This window comes from Streptomyces sp. RLA012 (genome assembly GCF_056270325.1).
Genome location: NZ_JBWDPA010000002.1, coordinates 8,255,079 through 8,271,704 on the forward strand (window position 1 = coordinate 8,255,079; position 16,626 = coordinate 8,271,704).

General features: G+C 71.4%; 12 protein-coding genes and 1 pseudogene. 11 read left to right on the forward strand and 2 right to left on the reverse strand.

Going from position 1 to position 16,626, the window contains the following annotated elements:
• The first annotated feature begins 31 nt into the window (after positions 1 to 31).
• The 4 genes from RV986_RS37890 to RV986_RS37905 all read left to right on the forward strand — a co-directional run bounded on the left by RV986_RS37890 (position 32) and on the right by RV986_RS37905 (position 5,286).
• Positions 32 to 1,381: an NYN domain-containing protein gene (locus RV986_RS37890; protein WP_475921690.1), complete on the forward strand. Its 1,350-nt coding sequence runs from the start codon at positions 32 to 34 to the stop codon at positions 1,379 to 1,381.
• A 340-nt stretch (positions 1,382 to 1,721) separates the two neighbouring features.
• Positions 1,722 to 2,762 (forward strand): C40 family peptidase, encoded by a 1,041-nt coding sequence (locus RV986_RS37895; protein ID WP_475921691.1) that lies wholly within the window; start codon positions 1,722 to 1,724, stop codon positions 2,760 to 2,762.
• A 224-nt stretch (positions 2,763 to 2,986) separates the two neighbouring features.
• A complete protein-coding gene (locus RV986_RS37900; RefSeq protein WP_475921692.1) occupies positions 2,987 to 4,045 on the forward strand; it encodes a C40 family peptidase in 1,059 nt (352 codons plus the stop codon).
• Between the two features lie 32 nt (positions 4,046 to 4,077).
• On the forward strand, positions 4,078 to 5,286 hold the full coding sequence (locus RV986_RS37905) for a hypothetical protein (RefSeq protein ID WP_475921693.1): 1,209 nt from the start codon (positions 4,078 to 4,080) through the stop codon (positions 5,284 to 5,286).
• A gap of 57 nt (positions 5,287 to 5,343) precedes the next feature.
• Here RV986_RS37905 and RV986_RS37910 read toward each other — a convergent pair whose 3' ends face one another.
• Positions 5,344 to 6,576 carry a glycosyltransferase 87 family protein gene (locus RV986_RS37910; RefSeq protein WP_475921694.1) on the reverse strand — a complete coding sequence of 411 codons (1,233 nt, stop codon included), beginning with the start codon at positions 6,574 to 6,576 and terminating at the stop codon, positions 5,344 to 5,346.
• A 260-nt stretch (positions 6,577 to 6,836) separates the two neighbouring features.
• Here RV986_RS37910 and RV986_RS37915 point away from each other — a divergent pair, with 260 nt between their 5' ends.
• Together RV986_RS37915 and RV986_RS37920 are read left to right on the forward strand one after the other, a co-directional pair.
• Positions 6,837 to 7,979, forward strand: a complete 1,143-nt coding sequence (locus tag RV986_RS37915; RefSeq protein WP_475921695.1) for a glycosyltransferase family 4 protein — start codon at positions 6,837 to 6,839, stop codon at positions 7,977 to 7,979.
• Positions 7,980 to 8,212: 233 nt separating this feature from the next.
• Positions 8,213 to 9,877, forward strand: a complete 1,665-nt coding sequence (locus tag RV986_RS37920) for a GMC oxidoreductase (protein ID WP_475921696.1) — start codon at positions 8,213 to 8,215, stop codon at positions 9,875 to 9,877.
• A 34-nt stretch (positions 9,878 to 9,911) separates the two neighbouring features.
• Here the strand turns inward: RV986_RS37920 and RV986_RS37925 are convergent, their stop codons facing one another.
• Positions 9,912 to 11,708, reverse strand: coding sequence for an AMP-dependent synthetase/ligase (locus RV986_RS37925; protein ID WP_475921697.1), 1,797 nt, complete (start codon positions 11,706 to 11,708; stop codon positions 9,912 to 9,914).
• A 313-nt stretch (positions 11,709 to 12,021) separates the two neighbouring features.
• On the opposite strand from RV986_RS37925, the gene RV986_RS37930 reads away from it, so the two are divergent.
• From RV986_RS37930 to RV986_RS37950, 5 genes and pseudogenes are all read left to right on the forward strand, one after another.
• On the forward strand, positions 12,022 to 12,819 hold the full coding sequence (locus tag RV986_RS37930) for a metallophosphoesterase family protein (RefSeq protein ID WP_475921698.1): 798 nt from the start codon (positions 12,022 to 12,024) through the stop codon (positions 12,817 to 12,819).
• Positions 12,820 to 12,958: 139 nt separating this feature from the next.
• Positions 12,959 to 13,405: an SRPBCC family protein gene (locus tag RV986_RS37935; protein ID WP_475921699.1), complete on the forward strand. Its 447-nt coding sequence runs from the start codon at positions 12,959 to 12,961 to the stop codon at positions 13,403 to 13,405.
• A 477-nt stretch (positions 13,406 to 13,882) separates the two neighbouring features.
• Positions 13,883 to 15,060, forward strand: a pseudogene (locus RV986_RS37940) (ArsA family ATPase).
• 57 nt (positions 15,061 to 15,117) lie between these two features.
• Positions 15,118 to 15,585, forward strand: a complete 468-nt coding sequence (locus RV986_RS37945) for a DUF5304 domain-containing protein (protein ID WP_475921700.1) — start codon at positions 15,118 to 15,120, stop codon at positions 15,583 to 15,585.
• Positions 15,586 to 15,639: 54 nt separating this feature from the next.
• Positions 15,640 to 16,593 carry an ROK family glucokinase gene (locus RV986_RS37950; protein ID WP_475921701.1) on the forward strand — a complete coding sequence of 318 codons (954 nt, stop codon included), beginning with the start codon at positions 15,640 to 15,642 and terminating at the stop codon, positions 16,591 to 16,593.
• The last annotated feature ends 33 nt before the right edge of the window (positions 16,594 to 16,626 follow it).

The window sequence follows — 16,626 nt, forward strand, 5'->3', positions numbered from 1 at the left end:
AGCGGGCCCCGCACAGACATTGGGGTGACGGATGGCGGAGACCGCAGGCGGGGAGCCGGACGACGGCACCGCTGAGGTGCTCGACCGGCCGCTGCCCGACGCCGTGCGCCGCCGTGTGGTGCAGATCGTGTCCGACGGGTTCGGTGGGCTGACCGTAGCCGAACTCCCCGCACAGTTGCGGCAGTACGCCCGATTCGCACCCAATCGGCGGGCGAAGTTCGCCGGTAACGCCATGGCCGCCGCGCTGGAGACCGACCCGCTGTTCAGGCAGCGTATCGCCGAGAAGCTCAGAGAGGCGCAGCCGGAGCTGGTCGGCGCCCTCGACTCGGGTGCGCCGCCCCCGGCCGCGGACCCGCTGGACGTGGCGGCCGCGGCCTATGTGCTGCGCCCCACGGGCTGGGTGAAGCTGGTGACCGCCGCGGGCGAGGAGGCCCTGCGGGCGGACGCCGAGCGGGCCGGCGAGGAGAGCCGGGCCGAGCTGGAGCGGCTGCGCGAGGAGCTCGCCCGGGCGCGGGGGCACACCAAGGCCGAAACCGAGCGGTTGCGCACGGAGTTGGAGACCGCGAAGAAGGAAGCGGAATCGCTTCATCGCAAGCTGCGTGGCGCCCTCAGCGACGTCAAGCGGGGCGAGGCCGCGCTGCGCAAGCTGCAGGGCGAGATGGACACCGTACGGGCGGAGGGGCAGGCCCAGGTGTCCGCGGCCGAGAGCGAGACCCGGCGGCTCAAGGCGCGGCTCTCGGAGGCCGAGTCGGCCCTGGAGGCCACCCGCAAGGCGGCGCGCGAGGGGCGCAGCGTCGAGGACATGCGCGTACGGCTGCTGCTCGACACCGTGCTGGACGCGGCACAGGGGCTGCGGCGTGAACTCGCCCTGCCGCCGGTGTCCGTACGGCCGGCGGAGACCGTGGACGCGGTCGAACCGGGACAGATGACACCCAAGGACATTGCCGCCCGTGCACTGTCCGAAAATGATCCAGCGATCCTGGACCAACTGCTCGCGCTGCCGCAGGCGCATCTGGTCGTCGACGGCTACAACGTCACCAAGACCGGCTATCCGCAGATGCCGCTGGAGAAGCAGCGGCTCAGGCTGCTCGGGCAGCTGTCGCAGCTCGCGGCGCAGACCGGGGCCGAGGTGACCTGTGTCTTCGACGGGGCCGAACTGGCCGCGCCCGTATTGCTCGCGCCGCCGCGCGGAGTGCGGGTGCTGTTCTCCAAACCGGGTGTCACCGCGGACGAGTTGATCCGCCAGCTGGTGCGCGCCGAGCCGCCCGGGCGGCCGGTCATCGTGGTCTCCACGGACCGTGAGGTGGCCGACGGGATCGCCAGGGCGGGCGCCCGCCCGGTCGCCTCCGCGGTGCTTCTCAAGCGCTTTTCGCGCGGCTGAAAATCGCGGTTGAACCGGCGAATGCCGAGGGCGCGGCAGCTCGCACCATTTGTCCCAAAAGTCCCACACATCCCATGCGTAACGTGCGGGCGTGATGCCCTAATTGGCGAAACCTTCACGCAACGTAGCGTCAGCTTCACATCACTGCATGTGAGTTGAGTGTAAAGAATGCGCTCGGTGACAAAGAATTTTCAGGTTTGGATTTGAACTGATCACAGGAGGGTCACTAGGGTCTGGGCTCGAACCTCCGCTCGGGTGATCGCTCATTGGGAGTGACGGCGGGGGGACACCGCCCGTCGGCGTTTCGGCAGGCGGCTGGAGGAAGAAGGAGCTCGCCTTCGTGGCGTCCCACCGTCGACCCAAGCAGCCGAGCCGCACCCGTGTGACCGTGCTCACCACCGCCGCAGCCGCTGCCGTTGTCCTCAGCGCCAACGCCGCCAACGCCGCACCCAGCGAGAAGCCGAGCAAGGACGAGGTCAAGTCCAAGGTCGACAAGCTCTACGAGGAGACCGAGCAGGCCACCGAGGCGCTGGACGGCGCCCAGGAGAAGCAGGACAAGCTGGAGAAGCAGATCAGCGCCCTGCAGGACAACGTGGCCCGCGGTCAGGACGAGCTCAACGCCCTGCGCGACGGCCTCGGTTCGATGGCCAGCGCCCAGTACCGCACCGGCGGCATCGACCCCTCCGTGGCGCTCTTCCTCTCCTCGGACCCGGACGACTACCTCGACAAGGCGTCCACGATGGACCAGCTGAGCGGTCAGCAGGTCGAGGCGCTGAAGAAGGTCCAGGCGAAGCAGCGCGAGATCGCCCAGCAGCGCCAGGAAGCCTCGGCGAAGCTGAAGGACCTCTCCTCCACCCGTGCGGAACTCAAGAAGAAGAAGCAGGAAGTCCAGGGCAAGCTCGCCGCGGCGCGGGAACTCCTCAACTCCCTGACGGCCAAGGAGAAGGCGGACCTCGACGCGGCGCAGTCCCGCGCCACCCGCGCCAGCGAGCGCACCGTCCTCAACGGTTCCGGCACGCCGGCCTCAGGTCGGGCCGGCGCCGCGTTCGCGGCCGGCCAGAGCAAGATCGGCACGCCCTACGTCTACGGCGCCTCCGGCCCCAGCTCCTTCGACTGCTCCGGCTTCACCTCCTGGGCGTACGCCCAGGCCGGTGTCTCCATCCCCCGCACCTCGGAGTCGCAGGCCAACACCGGCACCCGCATCTACTCGCAGAGCGATCTGCAGGTCGGCGACCTGGTGTTCTTCTTCGGCGACCTGCACCACGTCGGTCTCTACGCGGGCAACGGCCAGGTGCTGCACGCCCCGCGCACCGGGACGGTCGTGCGCTACGAGTCGATGAGCACCATCGGCGGAGCGTTCCAGTTCGGCGTCCGGGTCTGATCCGGCTCCCCGAACCCTCCGAAGTCCGCCTCGCCACGCCGCCCGAACGGGCGAATCGCGATAACTCCCGCTGACCCCACGCCCCGTCGGTGACCTGCGTCTCCGGCGGGGCGCAGTGTTGTGCACCCGCGCGGGTCTTTGGCCGGTGCGTAGTCGCACGGCTACTGTCTGCGGCGTTTCCCCCAACTCCGGGGGACCGCCAGCGGAAGGGAGAGCGGCTACTCGTGGGGTCCCATCGCCGCCGTCCACCGTCCGGGTTCGACCGGGGCGCCAGCGCCGCCGGCATCGCGGGCATCGCCGTCAGAGTCGTAGGGGTCGTCGGGGTCGTAGGGCTGGTGTCCGTCGCGGCCGCCGCCCTCGGGGCCGTACCGGCCGCCGCAGCACCGCAGGACGACACCCGGGCCGAGGTCGACCGCCTGTACACCCAGGCGGAGAAGGCCACCGAGGCGTTCAACAAGGCCGACGAACACGCCGACGTGCTGCGCAAGGAGGTGAGCACGGCGCAGGACCGGATCGCCCGGCAGCAGGAGCGCATCAACACCATGCGGGACGCGCTCGGTTCGCTCGCCGGGGCGCAGTACCGGGCGGGCGGCCTCGACCCCTCCCTGGCGCTGCTCTTCTCCGACGACCCCGCCGAGTACCTCGACAAGGCCGCCGCGCTCGACCGGATCAACGTCCACCAGGCAGGCGAACTCAAGGACCTCCAGCTCGCCATGCGCGACCTCGCCCAGGAGCGCGAGGAGGCGACCGTCAAACTCGCCGAGCTGGAGAAGAGCACGAGGGCCGTCGCCCAGCACAAGCGGACCGTGGAGCGAAAACTGGCCAAGGCCCGGCATCTGCTCAACTCGCTGCCGTCCGCCGAGCGCGCCGCCTACGACCGGACCTCCCGCTCGGGACGCTCCGGGATCCCCGAGCTCGGCAGCGCCGCTCCCGCCTCGGGCCGCGCGGCCGCCGCCCTCGCCGCGGCCCGCTCCGCGCTCGGCCGCCCGTATGTGTGGGGCGCCAACGGGCCCGGCGGCTTCGACTGTTCGGGCCTCATGCAGTGGTCGTACGGGCAGGCCGGGGTCGGTCTGCCGCGCACCTCGCAGGAACAGCGGTACGCCGGGCGGCAGGTGCCGCTCTCCCAGGCGCAGCCCGGTGACCTGGTCACCTACCGGTCCGACGCCAGCCATGTCGCGATGTACGTGGGCAACGGGCAGGTGATCCACGCGCCGTATCCGGGCGCGCCGGTGCGCTACGACCCGGTGGGCATGATGCCGGTCTCCTCCGTGACGAGGGTCTGACCGCCCGGTCCGGGGCCCGTACGATCGGGAACGTGGCTGGTCGAGGGCGTGCGTCGCGGGCGGGGAGTGCGCTGCTGTGTTCCCTGGTGCTGCTGGTCGCGGTGCTGTCCGGCTGTGGCGGGCAGCCGGTGTCGGGCACCGCGTCCGCCGAGGTGCAGCGGGTCCTCGACCGGCGGGCCGCCGCGGTCCTGGACCGGGACGAGTCCGCGTACCGGGCCACCGAGGAGCCGTCCGGCCCGGTCGTGGAGTTCACGCGGCTGCGTGCCGTCCCGCTGGCCGCCTGGTCCTACCGTCTGACGGACCTGCACCGCTCCGGTGACCGGGCCACCGCCCGGGCCGAGCTGCGCTACCGCATCCAGGGCTACGACAGGGCGCCCGTCACCGCCGCCCGCACCCTGCGCCTGGTACGCGGCGGCGGCACCTGGCGCGTCGCCTCCGACAAGCCCGCCGAGAAGGCCGGCCAGCAGTTGTGGGAGCAGGGGGCGGTGACGGTCGTACGGGGCACGCACAGCCTGGTCCTGGGGGTCGGGCAGTCCGGCGAGAGCCTGCGCGCGTACGCCGCCCTCGCGGACCACGCCGTGCCCGCCGTGTCGTCGGCCTGGGGCACGGACTGGTCGGGGCACGTCGTCGTGCTCGTACCGAAGTCGCTGGAGGGCATGGCGGGGCTGCTCGGCGCGCCCGCGTCCGGCTACCGGGGGATCGCGGCGGTCACCACCGGGGAGGCGGGCGGCTCCGCGAAGGCGCCCGCGGACCGGATCATCGTCAACCCCGAGGCGTACGGCGTCCTCGGCGACTTCGGCAAGCAGGTCGTGCTCACCCACGAGGCGACGCACGTCGCCTCCCGCGCCCACACCACCGCGGCCACGCCCCTGTGGCTGTCCGAGGGGTACGCGGACTGGGTCGGCTACCGCGGCAGCGGTCGGGCGGCGCCCCAGGTGGCGCCGGAGCTGGACCGGGCCGTGCTGGACGGGCGGGTGCCGGCCGCCCTGCCGGACGACGAGGACTTCGGGTTCACCGGGGACGCGGCGCAGCTGGCGCGGGCGTACGAGGGCGGCTGGATGGCCTGCCGGCTGATCGCCGACCGCTGGGGCGAGGTCCGGCTGAACGACTTCTACCGGGCCGTCGGCGACCACGGGAAGCGGGCCGGGGCCGTCGAGGGCGCGCTGCGGGACGTACTGCACACGACACCGGACACGTTCACCGAGCAGTGGCGGGCCTACCTGAAGGCGCAGCTCGGCTGATTCCTCGGCCGCCGCCGCCCGGCAGCCGTGCTCGTCTCCGGGGTGGTGGGCCCGGTGTCAGGAGGACCTCAGGGTCTCCTTGCTGCGGGCGGCCTGAGCGGGCAGGGCCGGGGCCGGGTGGGACACGGTGCCCCACCACAGTTCGAGGGCGGCGAGCAGCGCGGCGACCACCAGCAGGCCGTTGCGCAGGAAGAGCAGGGTGACGCCCAGCCAGTCGCCGGCGACGACGTGCGAGAACCAGACCGGGAACTCCAGGACGGTGGCGCCGCACGCGGCCAGCACCAGGCAGACCGGCACCGTCATCCGGCTGCCCCGGAAGCACAGACAGACCGCGCCGATCCCGACCAGCCACACCATGTACTGCGGGCTGATGACCCGGCTGGTGGCCGTGAACATGAGCACCGCCACGAACGCGGCGTCGGCGAGTGTGTGCGCCCGGAACCGCTTGGCGCTCAGCCGCCACAGCAGCAGCCAGGCGAACGCGAGCCCGGTGAGGGTCAGAGCCGCCGCGCTCACCACGTCGACATGGGGGCCCAGGAACTCCACCGAGCCGTAGTTGAGCAGCACCTGACCGTCCCAGCCGAAGTGCCGGGCCACGTGGAAGACGAGGGAGCCCAGCGACTCCACCTCGGTACCGCGGTCGCGCTGGAAGGTCAGGAAGGAGAAGGCGCCGGGCATCGCCAGCCCGAAGAGCAGCGCGATCGAGCCGGCGGTGACCGCCGCCGCGGCCCACGCACGGCGCTTCACGGCCCCGACGAGCAGCAGCACGGGCCAGACCTTCACCAGCGCCCCGAAGCCCGCGAGCGCCCCCATCACGCGCGGATGGCGGGCCCCGGCGAGGAGCGCCGCGACCGCCACGGCCGTCACCATCACGTCGTAACGGGCGTAGACGGTCGGTCCGAGCAGCGGGACACCGATCACCCACACCCAGGTGCCGCGCGGGGTCTTGCCCGGGCGTGTGCCGGCGTACCGGAGCAGCGCGAAGACCGCCAGGTCGGCGAGGAAGGCCAGCACGAAGAAGGCCTGCGCGTAGTCGAGGAAGGGCAGCAGCGCGGGGGAGAGGATCGCGAGCGACGCGGCCGGCGGGTACTGCCAGGTGACGTCGTCGAGCGGGAAGGTGCCGGTGCGCAGGATCTCGTACCAGCCCTGGTAGATCACGGAGACGTCGCTCGTGACGTCCGGGCCCGGGAAGACCAGCACCTTGAAGACGAAGAGCAGCAGCACCAGCCTGGTCAGGCCCCAGATCCCCAGCAGCGCGTACGGGAACCTCTCCCCCCGTGTGCCCGTCATGCCCACCTGGCCCTGCCCTCGTTCGTCGGGTGCTTCGTCGGACGCTTCGTCCGGTGCCTTTGTCCGGTGCTTGTCCGGTTGTGCGGAAACATGATGACGCGCCGGACTGTGGGAGGGCCATGAAGCACGGCCGTACGGCAGGGTGCGTACCGGCCGGACCCGGCTTCGCCCGTCCGTACCGCCCGCCTCCTGTCCGTACCGCCGCATCCCGTCCGTACCGCCCGCGTGGGGACGCGCCGGTTTCGGTAGTGTCGGGCGCGATGCACAAGACTCTGATCGTGACCAACGACTTCCCGCCCCGGCCCGGCGGCATCCAGGCGTTCCTGCACAACATGGCGCTGCGTCTGGACCCCGAGCGGTTCGTCGTCCACGCCTCCACCTGGAAGCGCGGCCGCGAGGGCGCCCTGGCGACGGCCGCCTTCGACGCCGAGCAGCCCTTCACGGTCGTCCGGGACAGCACGACGATGCTGCTGCCGACACCGGGCGCCACCCGGCGCGCCGTCGGGCTGCTGCGCGAACACGGCTGTACGTCGGTGTGGTTCGGGGCGGCGGCCCCGCTCGGCCTGATGGCGCCCGCGCTGCGCAGGGCGGGCGCCGAGCGGCTGGTGGCCACCACGCACGGTCACGAGGCCGGCTGGGCCCAGCTGCCCGCCGCACGCCGGCTGCTGCGTCGTATCGGCGAGTCCACGGACACGATCACCTACCTCGGCGAGTACACCCGCTCGCGGATCGCGTCCGCGCTGACGCCCGAGGCCGCCTCCCGCATGGTCCAGCTGCCTCCGGGGGTCGACGAGAAGACCTTCCACCCCGGCTCGGGCGGCGGCGAGGTCCGCGCCCGCCTCGGCCTCACCGACCGCCCGGTGGTGGTCTGTGTCTCCCGTCTGGTCCCGCGCAAGGGCCAGGACACGCTGATCCTCGCCATGCCCCGCATCCTCGCCAAGGAGCCGGAGGCGGTGCTGCTGATCGTCGGCGGCGGGCCGTACGAGAGGGAGCTGCGCAAGCTCGCGTACGACACCGGGGTCGCCGACGCGGTCCGCTTCACCGGCGCGGTCCCCTGGTCGGAGCTGCCGGCCCACTACGGCGCGGGGGACGTCTTCGCGATGCCCTGCCGCACGCGCCGCGGGGGCCTGGACGTGGAGGGCCTCGGCATCGTGTACCTGGAGGCGTCCGCGACCGGCCTTCCGGTCGTCGCCGGCGACTCGGGGGGCGCCCCCGACGCGGTCCTGGACGGCGAAACGGGCTGGGTCGTCCGCGGCGACTCCCCCGACGACTCGGCCGACCGCGTCATCACCCTCCTCGGCGACTCCGAACTCCGCCGTCGCATGGGCGAACGGGGACGGGAGTGGGTGGAGGAGAAATGGCGCTGGGACCTCCTGGCGGACCGCCTGAAGGAGCTGCTCTAGGGGTTGCAGGGGGGAATGTGCCTGGGGGGGGACTGCAGCGCCCCTTCAAGGGGCGCGGGGAACCGCGCGCCCAGCCACGAAGCACCCGCACCCGACGCACCACCCCGACAAGGGGCGCGGGGAACTGCGCAATCAGCCACAACCGCCCCGCGCCCGTCGCACCCACCGCGACGCCCCCTGAAATTCCGGCAGAACCCCTAGGCGGAAGCCAATAATCCGCCGATGCTGCGCTCATGACAGAAAAACTGACTCATCATCAGATGAGTAACCGTCAGCTGACAAACCGTCACCTGACGAGACGCCAAATCCTCGGCATGGTCGCCCTCCAGACGGCCGCCGCGGCCGGCCTCACCCGCGTCGGTCTCCAGTCCGCCCACGCCGCCGAACCCGCCGCGGTCGACACGGCACCCGCGATCGTCATCGGATCGGGCTACGGCGCCGCCGTGGCCGCCCTCCGCCTCGGCCAGGCCGGCATCCGCACGCTCGTCATCGAGATGGGCAAGCTCTGGAACACCGCCGGCTCCGACGGCAAGGTCTTCTGCTCCACCATCAACCCCGACGAGCGCTCGATGTGGTTCCGCACCCGCACCGAGGCCCCGCTCGCCACCTTCCTCTGGCTGGACGTCGTCAACAAGGACATCAGCCGCTACCCCGGAGTCCTGGACCGGGTCCACTACGACAACATGTCGGTGTACGTCGGCCGGGGCGTCGGCGGCGGCTCGCTGGTCAACGGCGGAATGGCCGTCACACCCCTCCAGTCGTACTTCTCGGAGCAGTTCCCCACCGTGGACGCCACCGAGATGTACAACACCTACTTCCCGCGCGCCCGCACCATGCTCGGCGTCAACACGGTCGACCCCACCTGGTTCGAGTCCACGGAGTGGTACCAGTTCACCCGTACCGCCCGTAAGAGCGCCACCACCGCCGGCCTGAAGACCACCTTCGTCCCGAACGTCTACGACTTCGCCTACATGCAGCGCGAGGCCGCCGGCACCGCCACCAAGTCGGCGCTCGCGGGCGAGGTCATCTATGGCAACAACTACGGCAAGAAGAGCCTCGACAAGACCTATCTCGCCGCCGCGCTCGGCACCGGCAACGTCACCATCCACACCCTGGAGAAGGTCCGGAGGATCAGCCGGGCCGCGGACGGCTCGTACACCCTGACGGCCGACCGGATCGACACCACCGGCGCGGTCGTGGAGACCAAGCAGTACAGCTGTACGTACCTCTTCCTGGGCGGCGGCAGCCTCGGCACCACCGAACTCCTCGTCCGGGCCCGGGAGACGGGCACGCTGCCCGCCCTGGACGCGAGCGTCGGCACCGGCTGGGGCACCAACGGCAATGTGATGACCGGCCGCGCCAACCACATCTGGGACACCGTCGGGGCCAACCAGGCGACCATGCCCGTCATGGGCATCGACGACTGGGCCAACACCGCCAACCCCGTCTTCGCCGAAATCGCCCCGATACCCACCGGGTTGGAGACCTGGATCAGCCTCTACCTCGCGATCACCAAGAACCCGGAGCGCGCGTCCTTCACGTACGACGCGGCGACGGACTCCGCCAAGCTCGGCTGGACCGCGGCGCAGAGCGCGGTCTCCGTGAGCATGGCCAAGAAGCTCTTCGACCGGATCAACTCGGCCAACGCGACGATCTACCGCTACGACCTCTTCGGCAACAACAAGACCTTCGCCGACGACTTCTGCTACCACCCGCTGGGCGGCTGCGTGCTGGGCAGGGCCACGGACAGCTACGGCCGCGTGAAGGGCTACCCGCACCTGTACATCACCGACGGCTCGCTCGTGCCGGGTTCGATCGGGGTGAACCCGTTCCTGACGATCACCGCGCTCGCGGAACGCGGCATGGCGCGGATCCTCGCCGAGGACACCGCGCCATGAGGGTTTCGCGCGGGGGCACGCGAAGGAGGGGGGTTCAGCCCCGGTAGATGGCCTCGATCTCGTCCGCGTAGTCCTTCGCCACCACATTGCGCTTGAGCTTCAGGGACGGCGTGAGGTGGCCCGACTCCTCCGAGAACTGGGAGGACAGAATGCGGAACTTCCGCACCGATTCCGCCTTCGACACCGCGGCGTTGCCGTCGTCGACCGCGTCCTGGATCGCAGCGATCAGATCCGGGTCCTCGCGCAGCGACGCCGCGGTGGAGCCCGCCGGCTTGCCGTGCTCCTCGGCCCAGCGGCCCAGGAACTCCTCGTCGACGGTGACCAGCGCGCCGATGAACGGGCGCCCGTCGCCGACCACCATGCACTCCGCGACCAGCGCGTGCGCGCGGATGCGGTCCTCGATCACGGCCGGGGCGACGTTCTTGCCGCCCGCGGTGACGATGATCTCCTTCTTGCGGCCGGTGATACGGAGGTAGCCGTCCTCGTCGAGGGTGCCGATGTCACCCGTGTGGAACCAGCCGTCCGCGAGCGCCTCGGCGGTCGCGGCCTCGTTGTTCCAGTACTCCTTGAACAGGTGCTCGCCGTGCAGCAGCACCTCGCCGTCGTCCGCGATCCGGATCACGGAGCCGGGCAGCGGCTGGCCGACCGTACCGATCTTCGTACGGTCCCAGGGGTTGAAGGCGGTGGCCGCGCAGGACTCGGTGAGGCCGTAGCCCTCCAGGACCGTGAAGCCGATGCCGCGGAAGAAGTGGCCCAGGCGCTCGCCGAGCGGGGCGCCGCCGGAGATCGCGTACTCGCCGCGACCGCCCAGCACCGCGCGCAGCTTGCTGTAGACGAGCTTGTCGAACGTCTTGTACTTGATCTTCAGGCCGAGGGACGGGCCGGAGGGGGTGTCCAGGGCGCGGCTGTAGGCGATCGCCGTGTCCGCCGCCTTGTCGAAGATCTTGCCCTTGCCGTCCGCCTGCGCCTTGGCGCGCGCCGAGTTGTAGACCTTCTCGAAGACGCGCGGCACACCGAGGATCAGGGTCGGCCGGAACGCGGCGAGCTCGTCGGTGAGGTGCTTGATGTCCGGGACACAGCCCAGCTTGATCGGCGCCATCATCGGCGCGACCTGCACGAGCCGCCCGAAGACATGCGCGAGCGGGAGGAAGAGGAGGACGGAACACTCGCCCGTACGGAACAGCGGGCGCAGCCGCTCCACGATGTTGCCGCACTCCGCGAAGAAGGCACGGTGGGTGAGGACACAGCCCTTGGGGCGGCCGGTCGTACCGCTCGTGTAGACGATGGTCGCCGGGTCGTCGGCCTTGGCGAGCGAGCTGCGCTCCTCGACGGTGGCGTCGCTGACGTCCTTGCCGAGGCGGCCCAGCTCCTCCACCCCGCCGGCCTCGATCTGCCAGAGGTGCTTGAGGGCGGGCAGCCGGTCGCGCACCGACTCCACGGAGGCCGCGTGCGTGTCCAGCTCGACGATGCAGGCACTCGCGCCCGAGTCACCGAGTATCCACTGCACCTGTTCGGCCGAGCTGGTCTCGTACACCGGCACGGTGATCGCGCCCGCGCTCCAGATCGCGAAGTCGAGCAGTGTCCACTCGTAGCGGGTACGGGACATCAGAGCGACCCGGTCGCCGGGCTGCACGCCCGAGGCGATCAGACCCTTGGCCGCGGACCGCACCTCGGCGAGGAAGGTGGTGGCGGTGACGTCCGTCCAGGTGCCGCCCACCTTGCGGGCGATGACGGCGACATCGGGATGCTGCGCGGCGTTTCTGCGGACGATGTCGGTCAGATTTCCGTCCGCAGGGACCTCGTACAAAGCCGGAAGGCTGAACTCGCGCAAGACTGCTGCTCCTCATAGGGCGCCGACGCCACGACGGTGTGTGATGCGACGGAGCGGTCCAAGGCTCGGGCAGGTACCCAGGAACATCATTGTTGAAATCCTGAGTACGACTGGACTGCCCGGACGTTACCCACCGGTACGGCTGTTTCGATAGAGGGTCCCGGCGAGATGTTCCCTGCGTCACACAGGTGGGCGCGTCGCATCGGATCGCGTTCCTTCACGCACAGTAGTCCACGCTCTTCTCGACTTGCCAGTAACCGCAGGTCCGACCGCCTCTATTCACGTTTGCCCCACACGCCTACGCTTGATCGTCATGGCACCCACACCAGGCGGTAACCGCGGGAAGCGCATTCATGTGGTCAGTGACGTGCACGGCAACGCGCGTGACCTGGCCCTGGCCGGCGACGGCGCGGACGCGCTGGTCTGTCTCGGTGACCTCGTGCTCTTCCTCGACTACGCCGATCACGCGCGCGGCATCTTCCCCGATCTCTTCGGCGCCGAGAACGCCGACCGGCTGGTCGAGCTGCGCACCGCCCGCCGCTTCGCGGAGGCGCGGGAGTTCGGGCGGCGGCTGTGGGACGAGATCGGGACGGACCATGCCGCGGTCATAGAGAAGGCGGTGCGCAAGCAGTACGCCGAGCTGTTCGCCGCGTTCCCGACACCGACGTACGCGACCTACGGCAATGTCGACATGCCGCCGCTGTGGGCGGAGTACGCAGGACCCGGCACCACCGTCCTCGACGGCGAACGGGTGGAGATCGGCGGCCGGGTCTTCGGCTTCGTCGGCGGGGGGCTGCGCACCGCCATGCGCACGCCCTACGAGATCAGCGACGAGGAGTACGCGGCGAAGATCGAGGCGGTCGGCGAGGTCGACGTGCTGTGCACACACATCCCGCCGGACGTGCCCGAGCTGGTGTACGACACGGTGGCGCGCCGCTTCGAACGCGGCTCGCGCGCCCTGCTGGACGCGATCCGCCGCACCCGCCCCCGCTACTCCCTCTTCGGCCATGTCCACCAGCCGCTCGCCCGCCGGATGCGGATCGGATCGACCGAGTGCGTGAACGTCGGCCACTTCGCGGCGACGGGCCGTCCATGGGTCCTGGAGTGGTGAACGCCGGGTACGGCGAACCGTGGATGTGGTGAACGCCAGGTGGGGTGGCAATGGTTCGGCGGGCGCGCGGTAGCCTTCACGCTGCACACACGTGCGCACCACCCTCCCTCACCGGACCGCACCTGGAGGAGCCACGGCGATGGCGGAACACACCAGCTCGAGCATCACGATCGAGGCGGCACCGACTGAGGTCATGGCGGTCATCGCCGACTTCGCCCGCTACCCGGACTGGACCGGCGAGGTGAAGGAGGCCGAGGTACTCGCCGCGGACGAGCAGGGCCGCGCCGAGCAGGTACGCCTCGTCATGGACGCCGGTGCGATCAAGGACGACCAGACCCTGGGCTACACCTGGACCGGTGACCACGAGGTCTCCTGGACCCTGGTCAAGTCGCAGATGCTGCGCTCCCTGGACGGCTCGTACATCCTCAAGCCCGCCGGCGCCGGCGCGACCGAGGTCACCTACCGGCTCACGGTCGACGTCAAGATCCCCATGCTGGGCATGATCAAGCGCAAGGCCGAGAAGGTCATCATCGACCGGGCGTTGGCGGGTCTGAAGAAGCGGGTGGAGTCGGGCGAGGCGGGCTGAGTCCGCTCCGCGGCCCGCCCTCGAAGTGCGTCGTCCGCGGGCCGGTGGGGGCCGTTCGCGCAGTTCCCCGCGCCCCCGGACCGGGGCTTCGCCCCCGGATCCCCGTCCGGCTGACATGCGTCGTCCGCGGGCCGGTGGGGGCTGGTCGCGCAGTTCCTCGCGCCCCTGGGTCGGGGCTTTGCCTCCGGATCCCCGTCCGGCTGACATGCGTCGTCCGCGGGCCGGTGGGGGCTGGTCGCGCAGTTCCTCGCGCCCCTGGGTCGGGGCTTTGCCTCCGGATCCCCGTCCGGCTGACATGCGTCGTCCGCGGGCCGGTGGGGGCTGGTCGCGCAGTTCCTCGCGCCCCTGGGCCGGGGCTTGCCCCGGATTCCCGTCCGGCTGGAGTGTGTCGGGTGCGGGGCGGTGGGGGCTGGTCGCGCAGGTCCCCGCGCCCCTGGCGGGGCGGCGGGGGTGCTTGACGCGGGTAGCGTTCATCCAATGCGCACCATCCTGATCACAGGCCAGGGCGGCACCGGCCGTACGACGCTCGCGGCGGCCACCGCGCTGAAGGCCGCCCGCCAGGGCACCCGCACCCTCCTGCTCACCGCGGACCGCACGGACACCCTCGGCGCCGCACTCGGCGTCCGCACGGAGCCCAGGCCGGTCGAAGCCGAGCCGCGGCTCACCACCTGGCGCCCCGACGCGACGCAGCGCTTCCGCGAGGACCTCACCGCCTTCCAGGACCGCGCGACCACCGCCCTGGACCTGCTCGGCGCCGCCCGCCTGGACGCCGAGGAACTCACCCCCCTCCCCGGCGCCGAGGAACTCGCCCTGCTGCGCGCCCTGCGCGACGCGGCGACCTCGGACACGTACGACCTGCTGGTCGTGGACCTCCCGCCGACCTGCCGCCCCCGCAGGCGCTCGCCCTCCTCGCCCTCCCCGAGGAACTCCGCCGCTACCTGCGCCGTCTGCTCCCGCCCGAGCGCCAGGCGGCCCGCGCGCTGCGCCCCGTCCTCGGCCGCCTCGCGGGTGTCCCGATGCCCGCCGAGTGGCTGTACGAGACGGCGGCGCGCTGGGACCTGGAGCTGGCCGCGGCCGAGGCGGTCGTCGGGGACCGCGCCACGACCGTACGGCTGGTCGCCGAGCCCGGACCCGCCGGCACCGACGCCGTACGGGACGCCACCACCGCCCTCGCCCTGCGCGGTCTGCGCGTCGAGGCGTTGCTCGCGAACCGCGTGCTGCCCGCCGCCACCACGGACACCTGGCTGGGCGCCCTCGCCGCCCAGCAGCGCAAGGCACTGGACGAGTGGCAGGAGACGTACGCCGTCCACGAGGTCCCGCACCTCGGCCGCGACCCGCGCGGCACCGACGACCTCGCAGCGCTCCCGGTGCCCGGCGTCAACCGGGCGCCCGCCCCGGTCGAGTGGCCCGTCGTCGACCACCTCGCCGAGGACGGCGTCCTCGTGTGGCACATTCCGCTGCCCGGCGCGATACGGGACGAACTGGATCTGATCCGCCGGGGCGACGAACTCGTCGTCACCGTGGGGCAGTTCCGCCGGATCGTGCCGCTGCCGTCCGCGCTGCGCCGCTGCACCGTGGCCGGCGCCGCCCTGCGCGAGGGCGAACTGAGGGTGCGTTTCGAGCCGGACCCGGATCTGTGGCCGCGTACACGGTGAACCGCGTACCCCCGTTCGGGTACCGTCGAAAGGAAGAACCGTAGGCAGGAGTCCGCCATGAGCGAAGAGCGCCCCACATCCGACGCCGCTCAGGAGAGGGCCGACGAAGTGCGCGCCGGCGACGCCGACGCCTGGGCGAAGGCCTGCGCCGAGGACCTCGCGGCGGAGAAGGCCCGCCGCCGCGCCCAGTACGGCTCGCCGCCGGGCTCGGCCGCCGAGGAACTGCGCAAGCTCGTCGACACCGTCGCCGACAAGCTGTCCGGACTGAACTCGCCGCTGTTCGGCGCGGTCGCCTCGGGCACCGCCCAGCAGATGGTCAACCAGGTCGTGCAGCAGGCCAAGGCGGCCGTCGAGCCGGTCATAGAGCGCAATCCCGATGTTTTCGACCATCTCGCGGCCGCGGGCTCCGAGCTGCTCGCCGCCTACCGCTCGGCCGTCGAGGCCCAGGAGCGGCGCTGGACCACCCGGGAAGGGGGCCCTCGCGACGAGGGAACCGGTCCGGGGGAGCGGATTGACTTGGACTAAAGGCCCCTCGGGTACGGTTGGCCGTAGCGGGGCTCGACCGAAACTGAGGGATTCATGGGACTCACCATCGGCGTCGATATCGGCGGCACGAAGATCGCGGCCGGTGTGGTCGACGAGGAAGGAAACATCCTCTCGACCCACAAGGTGCCGACCCCCTCCACGCCGCAGGCCATCGTGGATGCCATCGCCGCTGCGGTGGAGGGCGCACGCGCCGGTCACGAGATCGTCGGCGTGGGCATCGGTGCCGCCGGATATGTGAACCGCCAGCGTTCGACCGTGTACTTCGCGCCCAACATCGACTGGCGGCAGGAGCCGCTCAAGGCCGAGGTCGAGGCGCGCGTGGGGCTGCCCGTCGTCGTCGAGAACGACGCGAACGCGGCAGCGTGGGGCGAATACAAGTTCGGCGCGGGCAAGGGCCACCGGAACGTCATCTGCATCACGCTGGGCACGGGCCTCGGCGGCGGCATCATCATCGGCAACAAGCTGCGCCGCGGGCACTTCGGCGTGGCCGCCGAGTTCGGCCACATCCGGATGGTGCCGGACGGCCTGCTGTGCGGCTGCGGTTCGCAGGGCTGCTGGGAGCAGTACGCCTCCGGGCGCGCCCTCGTGCGGTACGCGAAGCAGCGGGCCAACGCCACCCCCGAGCACGCGGAGATCCTGCTGGCGCTGGGCGACGGCTCTCCCGACGGCATCGAGGGCAAGCACATCTCGATGGCCGCGCGGCAGGGCGACCCGGTCGCGGTGGACTCCTACCGCGAACTGGCCCGCTGGGCCGGCGCCGGCCTCGCCGACCTGGCCTCGCTCTTCGACCCCTCCGCGTTCATCGTCGGCGGCGGCCTCTCGGACGAGGGCGAACTGGTCCTCGACCCCATCCGCAAGTCGTACAAGCGCTGGCTCGTCGGAGGCAACTGGCGCCCGGTGGCCGACGTGATCGCCGCCCAGCTCGGCAACAAGGCCGGACTCGTGGGCGCGGCGGACCTGGCCAGGGAACCCGACCCGATCATGTGACGCTTTGCGTTCTGTCGTACGACAGCGCCCGCC

Coding starts and splice junctions, on each gene's coding strand:
- RV986_RS37890 (WP_475921690.1), top strand. CDS start 32: ATGGCGGAGACCGCAGGCGGGGAGCCGGACGACGGCACCGCTGAGGTG.
- RV986_RS37910 (WP_475921694.1), bottom strand. CDS start 6,576: ATGACGGGCACACGGGGGGAGAGGTTCCCGTACGCGCTGCTGGGGATC.
- RV986_RS37915 (WP_475921695.1), top strand. CDS start 6,837: ATGCACAAGACTCTGATCGTGACCAACGACTTCCCGCCCCGGCCCGGC.
- RV986_RS37920 (WP_475921696.1), top strand. CDS start 8,213: ATGACAGAAAAACTGACTCATCATCAGATGAGTAACCGTCAGCTGACA.
- RV986_RS37930 (WP_475921698.1), top strand. CDS start 12,022: ATGGCACCCACACCAGGCGGTAACCGCGGGAAGCGCATTCATGTGGTC.
- RV986_RS37935 (WP_475921699.1), top strand. CDS start 12,959: ATGGCGGAACACACCAGCTCGAGCATCACGATCGAGGCGGCACCGACT.
- RV986_RS37945 (WP_475921700.1), top strand. CDS start 15,118: ATGAGCGAAGAGCGCCCCACATCCGACGCCGCTCAGGAGAGGGCCGAC.
- RV986_RS37950 (WP_475921701.1), top strand. CDS start 15,640: ATGGGACTCACCATCGGCGTCGATATCGGCGGCACGAAGATCGCGGCC.